Origin of the sequence: Bacteroides congonensis (genome assembly GCF_900130125.1) — a bacterium.
GTDB classification, from domain to species: domain Bacteria; phylum Bacteroidota; class Bacteroidia; order Bacteroidales; family Bacteroidaceae; genus Bacteroides; species Bacteroides congonensis.
Genome location: NZ_FQXY01000007.1, coordinates 393,340 through 409,077 on the forward strand (window position 1 = coordinate 393,340; position 15,738 = coordinate 409,077).

General features: G+C 42.0%; 13 protein-coding genes and 1 tRNA gene. All 14 read left to right on the forward strand.

The features are described 5' to 3' along the window. Positions 1-72 precede the first annotated feature (72 nt). The 14 genes from BQ7997_RS03005 to BQ7997_RS03070 all read left to right on the forward strand — a co-directional run bounded on the left by BQ7997_RS03005 (position 73) and on the right by BQ7997_RS03070 (position 15,736). On the forward strand, positions 73-1,395 hold the full coding sequence (locus tag BQ7997_RS03005; protein ID WP_022136771.1) for an MATE family efflux transporter: 1,323 nt from the start codon (positions 73-75) through the stop codon (positions 1,393-1,395). Positions 1,396-1,452: 57 nt separating this feature from the next. Then, positions 1,453-2,775, forward strand: a complete 1,323-nt coding sequence (ffh, locus tag BQ7997_RS03010) for a signal recognition particle protein (protein ID WP_022136770.1) — start codon at positions 1,453-1,455, stop codon at positions 2,773-2,775. A 500-nt stretch (positions 2,776-3,275) separates the two neighbouring features. Further along, entirely contained in the window at positions 3,276-4,154 is an 879-nt protein-coding gene (locus BQ7997_RS03015; RefSeq protein ID WP_073343392.1) for a cytochrome c biogenesis ResB family protein, read from the forward strand. Continuing rightward, positions 4,138-4,926, forward strand: coding sequence for a cytochrome c biogenesis protein (locus BQ7997_RS03020; protein WP_073343395.1), 789 nt, complete (start codon positions 4,138-4,140; stop codon positions 4,924-4,926). The genes BQ7997_RS03015 and BQ7997_RS03020 overlap by 17 nt, the downstream gene beginning before the upstream one ends. Before the next feature lie 17 nt (positions 4,927-4,943). Then, positions 4,944-6,326, forward strand: a complete 1,383-nt coding sequence (locus tag BQ7997_RS03025) for a cytochrome c peroxidase (protein WP_073343398.1) — start codon at positions 4,944-4,946, stop codon at positions 6,324-6,326. A 133-nt stretch (positions 6,327-6,459) separates the two neighbouring features. Then, positions 6,460-7,341, forward strand: coding sequence for a bifunctional methylenetetrahydrofolate dehydrogenase/methenyltetrahydrofolate cyclohydrolase FolD (gene folD / locus BQ7997_RS03030; RefSeq protein ID WP_022136766.1), 882 nt, complete (start codon positions 6,460-6,462; stop codon positions 7,339-7,341). Then, the gene (locus tag BQ7997_RS03035; protein ID WP_022136765.1) at positions 7,338-8,492 is read left to right on the forward strand and encodes a CapA family protein; all 1,155 of its coding nucleotides are present in this window, start codon (positions 7,338-7,340) and stop codon (positions 8,490-8,492) included. Before folD ends, BQ7997_RS03035 begins: the two co-directional genes overlap by 4 nt. 64 nt (positions 8,493-8,556) lie before the next feature. Beyond that, positions 8,557-8,632: transfer RNA gene (locus tag BQ7997_RS03040), tRNA-His, on the forward strand. Between the two features lie 144 nt (positions 8,633-8,776). After that, positions 8,777-10,051, forward strand: coding sequence for a phage integrase SAM-like domain-containing protein (locus BQ7997_RS03045; protein WP_073343400.1), 1,275 nt, complete (start codon positions 8,777-8,779; stop codon positions 10,049-10,051). A gap of 121 nt (positions 10,052-10,172) precedes the next feature. Further along, positions 10,173-12,281, forward strand: a complete 2,109-nt coding sequence (locus tag BQ7997_RS03050) for a DEAD/DEAH box helicase (RefSeq protein ID WP_073343403.1) — start codon at positions 10,173-10,175, stop codon at positions 12,279-12,281. 234 nt (positions 12,282-12,515) lie between these two features. After that, entirely contained in the window at positions 12,516-13,190 is a 675-nt protein-coding gene (locus tag BQ7997_RS03055; protein ID WP_073343406.1) for a hypothetical protein, read from the forward strand. Positions 13,191-13,432: 242 nt separating this feature from the next. Next, positions 13,433-13,702, forward strand: coding sequence for a hypothetical protein (locus tag BQ7997_RS03060; protein WP_049702625.1), 270 nt, complete (start codon positions 13,433-13,435; stop codon positions 13,700-13,702). Positions 13,703-13,797: 95 nt separating this feature from the next. Continuing rightward, positions 13,798-14,685 (forward strand): AAA family ATPase, encoded by an 888-nt coding sequence (locus BQ7997_RS03065; RefSeq protein WP_073343409.1) that lies wholly within the window; start codon positions 13,798-13,800, stop codon positions 14,683-14,685. Next, positions 14,651-15,736, forward strand: a complete 1,086-nt coding sequence (locus BQ7997_RS03070; protein ID WP_073343412.1) for a DUF3871 family protein — start codon at positions 14,651-14,653, stop codon at positions 15,734-15,736. Before BQ7997_RS03065 ends, BQ7997_RS03070 begins: the two co-directional genes overlap by 35 nt. The last annotated feature ends 2 nt before the right edge of the window (positions 15,737-15,738 follow it).

Below are 15,738 nucleotides of genomic sequence, written 5' to 3' on the forward strand. Positions count from 1 at the left end.
TTCATCTACCCCGTTACTCCCGAATCGAAATAAAGCGTTATCTTTGCAAACTGTAAACTTAATCCCTTAATTATGTATACCAACAAACAGATTTGGAGTGTCAGTTACCCGATACTACTCAGCTTGCTGGCGCAAAATGTCATCAACGTCACCGATACGGCATTCCTCGGACACGTGAGTGAAGTAGCCCTTGGAGCTTCGGCCATGGGCGGGTTATTCTATATATGCATATTCACCATTGCATTCGGATTCAGCACCGGTTCGCAGATTGTCATCGCAAGACGCAATGGCGAAGGACGCTATACGGATGTAGGCCCGGTCATGATTCAGGGTGTCATGTTCCTCTTTGCCATGGCACTGATACTGTTCGGATTCACCAAAGCATTCGGTGGCAACATCATGCGGCTGCTCGTCTCTTCAGAATCCATCTACGAAGGAACCATGGAATTCCTGGACTGGCGTATTTACGGATTCTTCTTCTCCTTTATCAACGTCATGTTCCGGGCATTATACATTGGTATCACACGAACCAAAGTACTCACAATCAACGCAGTTGTCATGGCTTTGACAAACGTAGTGCTGGACTATGTATTAATCTTCGGTAAGTTCGGTATGCCCGAAATGGGTATCAAGGGAGCCGCCATCGCATCCGTACTGGCAGAAGCCTCTTCAATACTTTTCTTCCTGGTCTATACATATATCACAGTCGACTTGAAGAAATATGGGCTAAACCGGCTGCGGTCGTTCGACCCCGCATTGCTGATGCGTATTCTCAGCATCTCCTGTTTCACGATGCTGCAATATTTCCTGTCGATGGCCACCTGGTTCGTTTTCTTTGTAGCCGTAGAACGACTGGGGCAACGGGAACTGGCAATCGCCAATATCGTCCGAAGCATCTACGTCGTACTGCTGATTCCGGTCAATGCACTGGCAACCACCACCAACAGCCTTGTAAGCAACGCCATCGGAGCAGGTGGAATCAAGTTCGTGATGCCGCTTATCAATAAAATCGCCCGGTTCTCATTCTTCATCATGCTGGGACTGGTAGCGCTGTCGGCACTGTTTCCACAGTTCCTGTTATCTATTTATACCAGTGAAGCCGCACTTATCACAGAGTCCGTGCCCTCAGTATATGTCATTTGCATCGCCATGCTCATCGCGTCGGTAGCCAATGTCGTCTTCAACGGAATCTCCGGCACGGGAAATACGCAAGCCGCCTTATTGCTCGAAACAATTACAATCATCATCTACGGTTCATACATCATATTCATCGGAATGTGGCTCAAAGCACCGATTGAAATCTGCTTTACGATTGAGATAGTGTACTATACCTTGCTGCTGATAACAAGTTATATTTATCTCAAAAAAGCAAAATGGCAGAATAAAAAGATATAAATACGAGAGATTTTTGTACATTTGCAGGCTCAAATATTAATTAGTAATTAAACAACTATGTTCGATAATTTAAGTGAAAGACTGGAACGGTCATTCAAGATTCTGAAAGGTGAAGGCAAAATCACCGAAATCAACGTGGCGGAGACGCTGAAAGACGTACGCAAGGCACTTCTCGATGCCGACGTAAACTACAAGGTTGCCAAGAATTTCACGGATACGGTGAAAGAGAAGGCACTTGGACAGAACGTACTTACGGCTGTGAAGCCGAGCCAGTTGATGGTGAAGATTGTGCACGACGAACTGACCCAGTTGATGGGTGGAGAGACAGCCGAAATCAATATCGACTCCCGTCCGGCAGTAATCCTGATGTCAGGTTTGCAGGGTTCGGGTAAGACTACCTTCTCCGGCAAGCTGGCACGCATGCTGAAAACCAAGAAGAATCGCAAGCCGTTACTCGTAGCTTGTGACGTTTACCGTCCGGCTGCTATCGAACAGTTGCGTGTACTGGCAGAACAGATTGAAGTTCCGATGTACTGCGAACTGGATAGCAAGAATCCGGTAGAAATCGCACAACACGCTATTCAGGAAGCCAAAGCCAAAGGATATGACCTCGTCATCGTCGATACAGCCGGACGTCTGGCAGTAGACGAACAGATGATGAACGAAATCGCTGCCATCAAGGAAGCCATCAACCCGAACGAAATCCTGTTCGTGGTAGACTCCATGACCGGTCAGGATGCCGTAAACACAGCCAAAGAATTTAACGAACGCCTGGACTTCAATGGTGTAGTACTGACCAAGCTCGACGGTGATACCCGTGGTGGTGCGGCTCTTTCCATCCGTTCGGTAGTCAACAAGCCTATCAAATTCGTAGGTACGGGAGAAAAACTGGAAGCAATCGACCAGTTCCACCCTGCCCGTATGGCCGACCGTATCCTCGGTATGGGTGACATTGTCTCACTGGTAGAACGTGCTCAGGAACAATATGATGAAGAAGAAGCCAAACGCCTGCAGAAGAAGATTGCCAAGAACCAGTTCGACTTCAACGACTTCCTCAGCCAGATCGCCCAAATCAAGAAGATGGGTAACCTGAAAGACCTCGCTTCCATGATTCCGGGAGTAGGCAAGGCTATCAAGGACATTGATATTGACGACAATGCGTTCAAGAGCATCGAAGCCATCATCTACTCCATGACCCCGGCAGAACGTTCTAACCCGGAAATTCTGAACGGCTCACGCCGCACACGTATCGCCAAAGGTAGCGGAACAACGATTCAAGAAGTAAACCGCTTGCTGAAACAATTCGACCAGACCCGCAAAATGATGAAGATGGTAACCAGCAGCAAAATGGGCAAGATGATGCCGAAAATGAAGAGATAAAAGAAAGAATCATTTCTAAATTCCGAATAGAAAGAGGGAGCCACGGCTTCCTCTTTTTTTGTAAGAGGGTATTGCTTTTCTCTTATTATTTTTGTATCTTTATGGATTTTCAAACTATTCCTTAGTAGTTGTCCCATTGTATAGTGACAATTGTCACCTTATATTATGACATTTATCACCTTATAAAGTGACTATTGTCACCTTACAACATGACCACTACCCGACTGCATAAAAAGTTATAATCCGCTGCACTCAAAATCCTTATTCACTACAGTGAAAATCCTTAATCACTGCAATGAATATTTTAATCATTACGATGAATAGTTCACGCATTACGCAAATCCGATAGAAAGAACCAGGCTAAAAAGACCGCATATATTCTATCAAATCCATAATAGTGCTACCATTCAATTGTAACGATTACAATTTTACAAAGATTTTAGATGTTTATTCGTTTTTATTTTATTACTTTGCAAAAGATTACAAACAGAAACACGAGTATGCGTTATATCTATACGACAGGATATATATTATCGGCAGTTGCCATGCAACTATTCACAGGAAACTTCCCGGTTTCCTTCCTTGCCTTTCCGCTCAACATCATCTTTGCGGCAATATGGCTTTTCATACTATACATATTATATAAGGAATACAAAAATTCAGGTTTTACCCGCTTTCTTTGCTCCCCTCAGACCAGCGCGCTATCCATCGGATTATTTATCGGCGGCTGCTTAGTGATAGGACTTCTCCCACAACTATCAGATACAGCGGCAGAGGCGCGTGAAGGTATTCTTGCCCTGCTAGGATGCTATAACTTTATGACTAGCTGGATATTTATAGCCATACTTCTTTTATTACTAAGTAATCTGGGAATGATTACCATTCACGCTTTTCAACACCGCAAACAAGCACGGTGGCGCTTCATCTTAAACCATACAGGTTTATGGCTCGCCTTATTCGCGGGATTCTTCGGCAGCAGTGATACCCAGACACTACGCATACCTATATATAAAGGTGAACCGGCACGTGAAGCATTCGACATGAACGGCGCGCCGCATTATTTGGACTATGAAATAGCGCTCGACTCTTTTGCCGTAGAATATTATCCGAACGGACGTCCTTCCCGCTTTGCGGCAAATGTACGTTTAGGAAATGAAAAAGCACTGCTCGAAGTGAATCACCCGTACGCCTACCGATTGGGAGAAGACGTATATCTCACCGGCTATGACGTAACAAAAGGCAACCACAGTGAATATTGCATCTTGCAAGTAGTAAAGCAACCCTGGAAATATGCGATAGTGGCAGGCATCCTGATGATGCTGGCCGGAGCGATTCTATTATTCATTAACGGAGCGAAAAAGTATGATAAACTGGGATAATTTCTATGTATTTGCAGCCATATCCGTCTGCTTATGGCTGGCAGGAGCCGTATTCTCCCTTCGTTCGTCAACGAAGAGCAAGGCGGCAACAGCCTTTACGTCAGCCGGCATTATCATTTTGGGCATCTTCATTGCCGGATTGTGGGTCTTCCTTCAACGCCCGCCTTTGCGCACCATGGGAGAAACCCGGCTATGGTACTCTTTCTTCATGGGAGTGGCAGGACTGCTTACCTATATAAGATGGAAATACCGTTGGATTCTGTCTTTCTCGACACTGCTCTCCACCGTCTTTATCATCATCAACCTGATGAAACCCGAGATACATGACCAGTCACTGATGCCGGCGCTGCAAAGCATATGGTTCATCCCGCACGTCACGGTATATATGTTTTCCTATTCCGTTCTGGGATGCGCGTTCATCATTGCAGTGACCGGATTATTCCACCACAAGGAAGAATATCTGCACACGGCGGACAACCTCGTCTATGCCGGAGTAGCCTTTCTTTCCATCGGCATGCTACTCGGCTCCCTTTGGGCAAAGGAAGCCTGGGGAAACTACTGGAGCTGGGATCCGAAAGAAACCTGGGCGGTTATCACCTGGATGGGATACCTGCTCTATATACATCTCCGCCTTTTCAAAAAAGCCGGGCGGAAAAGCCTGTACGCAATGCTCATCGTCTCCTTCCTCGCCCTGCAAATGTGCTGGTATGGAGTGAACTACTTGCCGGCCGCCCAACAAAGCGTGCACTTATATAATCGTAATAACAACTAATTTAATTCAAATGTGAAATGAAAAAAAGTACAAAACTAATCGTTGCACTGTTGGTGGTAGTGGCAGCACTGGCAGTCACCTACCGGCTCATGCACCGGGTTCCTTCCAGTGATCTGGAAGCAAACGCCCAAATGCAGCAAATCATTACGGACGCAGGATGTCTGCGATGTCACACATCGACTCCTGACCTACCGTTCTATGCAAGTATGCCCGTTGCCGGAAAAATCGTGATGGAAGATGTGAGTGAAGCTTACCGTGCTTTCGACATGACCCAGATGGAAAAAGATCTGAAAGAAGGCCGTCCCTTTAATCCGGTAGACCTGGCAAAAGTAGAGAAAGTAATCCTCGACGGAAAAATGCCGCAGGCAAAGTATTATCTCGTACACTGGGGGGCTTCTTTTAATGATGCAAAAAAAGAAGTGGCACTCAGTTGGGTAAAGAACCACCGCATGGGGCTATACACGGACGTAGCAGTCGCTCCTGACTTTACCAACGAACCCGTCCGCCCCATCGCTGACTCTATTGCGGTAGATGTACGCAAGGTCGTTCTCGGAGATTTATTGTACCATGACACCCGTCTGTCAGCCGACAACACCGTATCATGTGCCAGTTGTCACGGATTGGATACCGGTGGTGTAGACAACAAACAATATTCCGAAGGTGTAGGCGGCCAGTTTGGTGGCGTGAACGCTCCGACAGTCTACAACGCAGCCTATAACTTCGTTCAATTCTGGGACGGACGTGCCGGAACTCTTGCCGAACAAGCTGCCGGCCCTCCGTTGAATCCGGTGGAAATGGCTTGCGAATCTTTCGACCAGATTATCGGCAAACTGGCGGAAGACAAGAACTTTGCTTTAGCGTTCAATGAAGTATATCCCGACGGACTTAGTGAAAAGAATATCACAAACGCCATCCAGGAATTTGAAAAGACATTATTAACTCCCAACTCACGTTTCGACCGTTACCTGAAAGGTCAGAAAGACGCTATCACCACAGATGAAATCGCCGGATACGAGCTTTTCAAGAAATACGATTGCGCCACCTGCCACGTAGGAGAAATCCTGGGCGGACAGTCCTACGAACTGATTGGCGTAAAGCATGATTATTTTGCCGAACGACAGGCAGAAATGACTGAAGAAGACAACGGACGGTTCAAACAAACGCAGACAGAACGCGACCGTCACCGCTTCAAAGTTCCCGGTTTGAGAAACATCGAACTTACCGCTCCTTACTTCCACGACGGCAGTATGGCAACAATGGACGATGCTGTCCGTGCCATGGCCAAGTATCAGTTGGGCATCGACCTGCCACAACAGGAAGTAGACAAAATCGTCGGTTTCCTCCGTACGCTGACAGGCGAATACAAAGGCAAACTACTGACCAATAAGAACATGATTTAAACAATAAGAGAGCGAATTATCTACTAAGAAAGAAGATGCCGGCAACAGCATCTTCTTTTTTATACTCCAATCTTTTTGGACAGTTCAGTTATTTATTTTACTTTTGCCCATCACCAATAAATACTCTGAAAATATGACTCTGATAGACGGAAAAGCCATTTCCGAACAAGTGAAACAAGAGATTGCAGCCGAAGTAGCCGAAATTGTGGCTCGTGGCGGGAAACGTCCGCACCTGGCAGCTATCCTTGTAGGACACGATGGTGGCAGCGAAACGTATGTAGCTGCCAAAGTAAAAGCCTGCGAAGTTTGCGGATTCAAATCTTCACTTATCCGTTACGAAAGTGACGTGACCGAGGAAGAACTGCTTGCGAAAGTACGCGAACTTAACGAAGACAGCGATGTGGACGGCTTCATCGTGCAACTCCCGTTACCGAAACATATCTCCGAACAGAAAGTAATCGAAACCATTGATTACCGTAAAGATGTAGACGGTTTCCACCCGATTAACGTAGGCCGCATGTCCATCGGACTCCCCTGCTATGTATCTGCCACTCCCAACGGTATCCTCGAATTGCTGAAACGCTACGAAATAGAAACTTCGGGCAAGAAATGTGTCGTACTCGGACGCAGTAATATCGTCGGCAAACCGATGGCTGCACTGATGATGCAGAAGGCTTATCCGGGCGATGCCACCGTGACTGTATGCCACAGCCGAAGCAAAGATCTGGTGAAAGAATGTCAAGAAGCCGACATTATCATCGCCGCTTTGGGACAGCCCAACTTCGTGAAAGCCGAAATGGTGAAAGAAGGCGCAGTAGTTATCGACGTAGGTACTACCCGCGTGCCGGACGCAACGAAGAAATCCGGATTCAAACTGACCGGTGACGTGAAGTTTGATGAAGTGGCTCCGAAGTGTTCATTCATCACTCCCGTGCCGGGTGGCGTCGGGCCGATGACGATTGTATCGTTGATGAAAAATACGCTGCTGGCCGGCAAGAAAGCTATTTATCAATGAAACATTCGTTGTTTCTGATACTCATATTTCTCTCCCTGTCCTGCTCCTCACGGTCGCAGGCAAGGAGAGATTCTATTAATAATACCTCATCTGATACCCTCTCCGCAGTTGACAGTATCATACCTGCCGACACACTACGACTCCTTTTCGTAGGAGATTTGATGCAGCATCAAGGTCAAATCAATGCCGCCCGTACCGCAAAAGGCTATGACTATTCCACCTGTTTCGAATATGTCAAAGAAGAAATAGGCAGAGCGGACTTCGCTATCGCCAATCTGGAAGTTACACTAGGCGGAAAGCCCTATAAAGGGTATCCTGCCTTCAGTGCGCCGGATGAATATCTGACCGCCATTCATGATGCCGGTTTCAATGTCCTCGTAACTGCCAATAATCACAGTCTCGACCGTGGCAGAGCCGGACTGGAACGTACCATCCAGTTAATCGACACACTGAAGATTCCTCATGCCGGAACATATGTCAACGCCGAAACACGTGAGAAACAATATCCTCTCCTATTGGAGAAGAACGGATTCCTCATCGCCCTGCTCAATTACACGTATGGCACAAACGGCATACCCGTCACCCCTCCCAACATTGTGAATTATATCGACACAATGATTATCGCCAAAGACATCGAAGCGAGCAAAGCCTTGCAACCGGACGCAATCATCGCCTGTATGCATTGGGGGATAGAATATCAATCCTTGCCGAACAAAGAACAGAAGTTCCTGACCGACTGGTTACTCCAAAAAGGTGTCAGCCACATAATCGGCTCGCATCCGCACGTGGTACAACCTATCGAAGTACGCACGGACAGTCTGACAAACGACAAGCATCTCGTCGTCTATTCACTGGGAAATTATATCTCCAATATGTCTGCCCGCCGCACGGATGGCGGACTTATGGTAAGGATGGAATTAGTAAAAGATAGTACCACACGTCTCAATAATTGTGAGTACAGTCTGGTATGGACAGCCCGCCCGATGCAATCCGGGAAAAAAAATCATCAATTACTCCCCGTCAACCTACCGGCTGACTCAATTCCTTTACAAGCACGTAACTCGTTGAAAATCTTCACGAATGACGCGCGAACCCTTTTCAGCAAGCACAATCGGGGAATAAAAGAATATACTTTTTATCAAAAAAAGTAGTAGAATCTTTTGGAGATTAAAAGATAATATCTATCTTTGCACCGCGTTAGAGAAACGCAGACATGGTGGATGTAGTTCAGTTGGTTAGAGCGTCAGATTGTGGTTCTGAATGTCGCCGGTTCGAGTCCGGTCTTCCACCCCTAGAGAGAGTCCTTGTAAGTTAGATACTTATGAGGACTTTTTCTTTGTTGGTAGAGTATCATTCAGGTGCTAAATCTGGTATAAAATAACCTGTTAAAGTCCAATTGTTGGCTAATTGTTGGTGGAAAATTACAATACCTAACATGCTGACATTCAAGGTAGAAATCAGAAAGAATGAAATGAAAGTTGGTGGAACTTTCAATGTGAAGATTAGAGTAACCTATAACAGAGAGGTTAAGAGGTTGGCCACTCATATCTTTGTAAGAACAGAAGACCTGACTAAGGACTTCAAGCTAAAGAATCCAAAGTACATCAAGGAAGCTGACAAATTGGTCAGATACTATGAAGAATTATGCATGGGGCTTCCATTAGAGGCTTCCAATTTAACCTTAAGTGATGTACTTGATTATATCCAGAAAGAGAAGGAGAAGAATACTCCTATTGATTTTATCCAGTTCTGTAAAGACTGGTTAGCAGCTACAGAGGTCAAGGGTAAGAGAAATTATCAAACTGCCCTTAATACCTTCATTGCCTTCTTAGGAAAGGACAAACTGAATACCAACCAAGTTAGCAAGTTGTTAATGATGGAGTTCATGGAATACCTTCACAAGAAAAGGGCTAAACAGGTGGTAGAACTTCAGAAGAAAGGAAAGAGAATACCCTCTAATAGAATGGTATCTTTATACATGGGGAGTATCAGGCATCTATTCAATGAAGCCAAGAAGAAGTACAATGACTATGACAGGAATGTCATTAGAATACCTAATTCACCTTTTGAGAATTTGGAGATACCAAAGCAAGAAGCAACTAGGAAGAGAGCATTATCAGCAGAGTTAATCAAGAAGATATGGGAACTGCCTTATATCATCAATACCAATGGTAGGGAAAGGTTATGCCCCTTTAACCTTGCTAAGGATTGCTTTATCCTTTCTTTCTGTCTTATAGGGATGAACTCTGCTGACTTGTATAACTGTAGTGAACTGGAAGATGGTTCAATTACCTATTACAGGACTAAGACAACAGGCAGAAGACTCGACAAGGCTAAGATGAAAGTAGATGTTCTTCCTATCCTGTTACCTTTAATGAAGAAATATGAAGATTACACCCAGAAGAAGGTGTTCTGCTTCTACCACTTATACTCAACCTATAAGAACTTCAACAGAGCCATCAATCTTGGGTTAAAGCAGATTGGCAAGATACTCAAAATTGATGATTTGGAGTACTATGCTGCAAGGCACTCATGGGCTACATTAGCTGTTAACAAAGTAGGTATAGATAAATATACAGTTCATGCTGCATTGAATCATATTGATGAGGCTATGAAAGTCACTGACATCTATATTGAAAGAGACTTCAAGATAGAGAATGAAGCTAACAAGAAAGTGATTGAGTATGTATTTAGCAACCATAATGAGTAGTCTTGTTCAAAAGTGAAGTAAGTTTAACACAAAAGAACCTCTGTAATTGATTGAATTATGGAGGCTCTTTAGTATATTTGTTCACTTACAATCTATATACTAATTACAAACTAAGTGAGACATGAGCATAAAAGACAGACTGGCAAAAGAACAAGCAGAAGTAGTACCTAATACTTATGGTGACTTACATGATGCATCTGTAGAGTACATTGAGATATTATCCTCTAGGAAAGTAGGAGAAACTAAAACCATACCTCAAGACACAATAATAACTAGTTTGGATAACTTACTATTTGGCAGACCACCAGAAGTAATAAGAGAAGAAGTTGGTGACTCCTTCTGGAATCTGGCTAACTTCATAGATAAGATGCCTCATGGGTTAGTAGACAAGAAGATACCCGGCATTGGAGCCACTACCCTTGAGATAAACTCAAAGAGAAACTCAATCATAGTCCTTCCTACTAAGGCTCTGGCTTATGGTAAACACTCAAAGCATCCTAATACATTATATGTAGGTAGTGAGATTAAAGGTGAAAAGGTCACTAATCAGCAGATTGAGGAATACTTGGCTAAAGATGGATACAAGAAACTTCTAGTAGTTGCAGACAGCCTAGGTAGGTTATTAGGTATCATAGGTAAAAACTATAGAGACTACTTCCTTATGATTGATGAGGTTGATGTTCTCCAGACTGACAACAACTTCAGACCCCAATTGGAGAATGTGATTGACTACTACTGTATGTTCCCATCAAAGAACAGATGTATGGTAACAGCTACCATGAAGGAGTTCAGCAATCCACTACTAAAGAAAGAATGTAAGTTCTCCATAACTTGGACATATAATGCCCGAAGAGATGTTAGGTTATTGCACACTAACAATATCACTCAGACTGTTATAGAAGAGATTATCTCCCATTCTATAGAGAAGATATTCATTGCCTATAACTCCATACTCCAGATAAGAAACATTATAGCATCACTAGATGAAGAAACCAGAAAGGAATGTGCTATCCTATGTAGTGAGGCATCCATAAAGGAAGCAGGAGAATATTTTGCACCTAAACTAGGAGACAATAATACCTTACCTGCTAGGATTAATTTTGCCACTTGTTGCTACTTTACTGGTATAGATATAGAGGATAGTTACCATTTAATCACTGTATCAGATGTAAGAAGAAGCCACTCAATGTTGACCTTAGATAGGATGACACAAATACATGGCAGATGTAGAAAAGATAATGGAGTATTAAGTGAAACTATCATATATAATACCTTAGGGTATGTATCAGTAATGGAAAGCATGGAAAAGTACACCATTACCCTATTGAATAAAGCTAAGAAGGTACTCAAAGTAATAGATTCAGCAGATGATATTATGCAAGGTGACTATACCTTGATTGACCTATTTGCAATGGTTAAAGAAGCCATAAGAGAGAAAGCACAAGAAAGGATTGCAGGGAATGAGTTAATTAATCTAATTAGACAGAATGTGGATGGAGAATATGTACCTGCCTACCTCAACATAGATTACATCATTGAAAGAACCGACTTATATGCCTCATATTTTATGCCTGAAACCTTGAAAGAAGTACTAGGTAAACAGGTTAAAATCATTAGCTACAAATCCCTATCTTATGATGTTTCTCCAGAACAAAACAGCATAGAGAAAACCAATAAGGATGCACAGAATAAGTTGACAGATAGTTACATTCAAGAAGCCATAGATAGCATCAAAGTATTATCAACCACAGGGCAGTTGAATGATAATACCTTGTACTCATATACTAGACATTGCAGAAGTAAAACTAAGATATTCTTAGAGAGATTCATCAAGCTATATAGGTATGTTGACCTTGATAGTCTACTACATCAACTATGGGAGATTAGAACAAGTAACAGTATAGTTTATAAGAACCTCAATAATGCAGTCATGTATTGGGCACTAGATGAAGAGCATCCTTTCAAGGTTGCAATAAGAAGAAGTTTCACCTTAAATAAGAGCTATTCAGCAAGTGAGATACAAGAGATATTAGCTCCTATAGTCCAGTATCATCTACACAAGATACTGAAACCTAGAAAATATGTAGCCCTATTGAGAAGCATATATGCCACTGACAGGACATCTAGGAATAAGTACACCATCAGAGAAGAGAATCCTAGAGGATTTAAAGAACATACTGGCAGGATATCTACCAAAGAGAATAATTTGTTAAGGCTATTTATGTTATAGAAGGTTAATATGTGACTAAATAAATGATAAGAATATTGGTATTATAGACTTTATTTGTTATATTTACAACTGATAATCAGATACTTATAGAAGTAATACACCTCTAATATGGCATTGGCTATCAACAGAATTAACCTTAGGGTCAAATATCACCCTATACTAATTACCTTTAATCCTTTATTACTGTAGGTAATTAGTATGGAGTGGATTTTGACCCCTCTAAAATAAGAATTAATGGCAACAGTTAAGCAATTCACTATCATCCCCATTGAAGCTTGCAGGTACTTCAATCCAAAGCAACTCTACCTATTAGCAGGTCTCTATATTAATGCCTATCCCCAAAGGGAAAGCAACTACATGACAACAAATACTACTATCAGTCAGTTGTCAGAGCTTACAGGAGTAAGTACAAGTTATATCAAGGATTCCTTTATCCCCAGACTAAAGGAGCTAGAAGATAAAGGATATAGAGTAGAGACTATACAGCCGCAAAAAGAGATTAGAAGGAACATCTATTATCTACCTAACCCTCCTAAGAATTTCAGAATTATATGGGCAGAGTTATTCAGTGACAGCTCTTTAGGTCCAGAAGAGAAAGGAGTTATGATAGGGTTATATTGCCTTTGTGTTAACAATGAGTTCAGAATAGACCTATCAGACAAAGCCATTTATAGTCACTTGGATATGGCAAAGAACACATATAAAAAGTATAGGGACTTATTGATTGAGAAGAAAGTAATCTGGTCTTCCCATGATGTTCCAATGGCACTAACATGGACTGAGCACATGGAAGCTAAAGTCCTTCTGTACCCTCACTTGGGTCACGATACTTGGATAGACAAAGTTATATCACATGTACCAGATGATGATGAAATCAAGCACTACCTTGATACTGTTAATGATGAATGAATGATACATACCCCAATATCCCCTGTTTTCCCACCAGAAGGCAGGGGATTGCTTTATATGTATATAACTAATATATAGCAATTCCTACTGTCATCTGATATACAGTCTCTCTGATATTTTTAATTTTTATTTTAAATTTCTGCAAACTTGATATCTACAAGTGCACTCTAAGTCACAAAGTCTCCCTCCCCTTACCTTAGGAGTGGGATATCCCCCTCTGCAACAATAATAAAAAAACAATTATGGAAAAGTTAAAGTTCTTAGAGACAGTGACAGTGAATGAGTTTAAGGCTCAAAAGGGAGTAAGTAAGATTGAAGTAAAGCAGAATCCTCATACAGGGAAGTGCTTCTTTGTTTATGGCTGTGAAACTGGTGCAGTAAGTGACAAGTTTCTTAATGGAGAAGTAACCAATCCTGTTATCTCTCAAGTATGTTCACCAGATACAGGTGACATGTTCTATATGCTGCACCAAAGAGGTGAAGGTGGAGCTATGACATTGGCAACTTTATGATGGTTGTTAATGTAGACCTCAAGGAGGCAAGTTTATTAGGACTTGCTTCCTTTTTTCTTTATAGATTATACATCAACTATTAATATTATTCAGATATGTTGAACTTAAGAGTTTCATCCAAGAAGCAGGCTAAAATTAAGCTTGCTTTACAAGGCTGCGCAGGTTCAGGTAAGACCTATTCTGCATTACTTTTAGCTTATGGTTTATGTAATGACTGGACTAAGATAGCCATCATTGATAGTGAACATGGAAGTGCTGACCTTTATGCTCATTTAGGTGCTTATAATGTATTAAGTCTAAGTGATAATTTTACACCTGAAACTTATATACAAGCTATTGAAATATGTGAAGGTGCAGGCATGGAAGTTATCATAATTGATAGCATCTCACAGTGTTGGGATAACTTGCTTGAATACCATGCAGGTCTACAAGGTAACAGCTTCACTAATTGGCAGAAGGTGACACCCAGAATCAATGCTTTCATGCAGAAAATATTGCAGTCTGGAAGCCATATTATATGCACTATGAGATGTAAACAAGACTATGTTTTAAGTGAGAAGAATGGCAAGATGATACCGGAGAAAGTAGGACTTAAAGCAGTCATGAGAGATGGTATTGATTATGAGTTTACCATAGTCTTTGACATCAACATGAAGCACCAGACTATTGCATCTAAAGACAGGACAAACCTGTTTATAGGTAAGCCAGACTTTACCATTACACCTGCTACAGGTCAGATAATACTTGATTGGTGTAATGATGGTGTCAATCTGGAGATGATAAGGAGCAAGATTAACAGCAGCAAGACCATTGAAGAACTGACTGCCATCTATCATCAATTTCCTGAATGGTATCAGCAGTTAACATCAGAATTCATGCAGAAGAAAGCAGCACTTCAGGTACAAAAGAATCAACAAACTATTAACTATACCCCTAATTACGTTAGATATGGAAATAATGCAGTTGCAGCCAGTCAGAGCTAATCTGATATACCCTAATAGAAATAAGGTAGATAATCCTTATATTCAAACAGTTGAGCCAATAGAAATCATCAATACAGGCATTATATCAACAAATCCTGTAGAAGCTGAACCAATAAGCACCAGAGAAGGCAATAAGTTACCTTTTATTGAAGCTAATACAAAGGAAGTAACCATGCAGTACCTCAAGGAAGAATGTATCACACCTGTGTTCTCTAAAGATAATGAGGTTACTATATCACATTCCAGTTTCATTGAAACAGTATGGGAAGCAGCCAATAAGGTGTTCTCCAATGAGAGAATAGAAGAACCTGCCATCAGGGTAAGCCATGTTATCAAAGGCAGAATACCGGAAGCTATTCATAAACCTGTGAATCAATTACTGGAATCTGATAAAACCATTTACTTTGAGAGAATGATGTTCTGTTTTGAGATACCTACCATATATGAGGATATTGCAGGTAACAGACTGAATTTAACCATAGGTGGAGTTAGGGCTTATAACCATGAGAACCTCTACAGTAAGAAAGGTGCAGAGAAGTTCAAGGTATTCATAGGTTTCAAGAACTTAGTCTGCTGTAACATGTGTGTATCAACAGATGGTTACAGGTCAGAATTAAAGGTTATGAGTACAACTGAACTATTCAATGTAGTGATGAGGCTGTTCCAAGAGTACAATATAGCCCAGCACTTGTATTACATGTCAGCTTATAAGGATACTTATATGAGAGAGTCCCAATTTGCCCAGTTCTTAGGCAGATGCAGATTATATCAGTTCTTGCCTGTAGACCAGAAGAAGAAGTTACCACAGATGCTGATGACTGATACCCAGATAGGATTAGTAGCCAAAGCATATTACAATGATGATAACTTTAGCACCCTTCTGGACAGCAGGGAAATCAGCATGTGGAATGTGTACAACTTACTAACTGGAGCTAATAAAAGTAGTTACATTGATAACTTCTTGGACAGGTCACTTAATGCCACCCAATTGGCTGAAGGACTTAATAAGGCTTTATATGGTGAAAATGAATATAGTTGGTTCATTAATTAGTG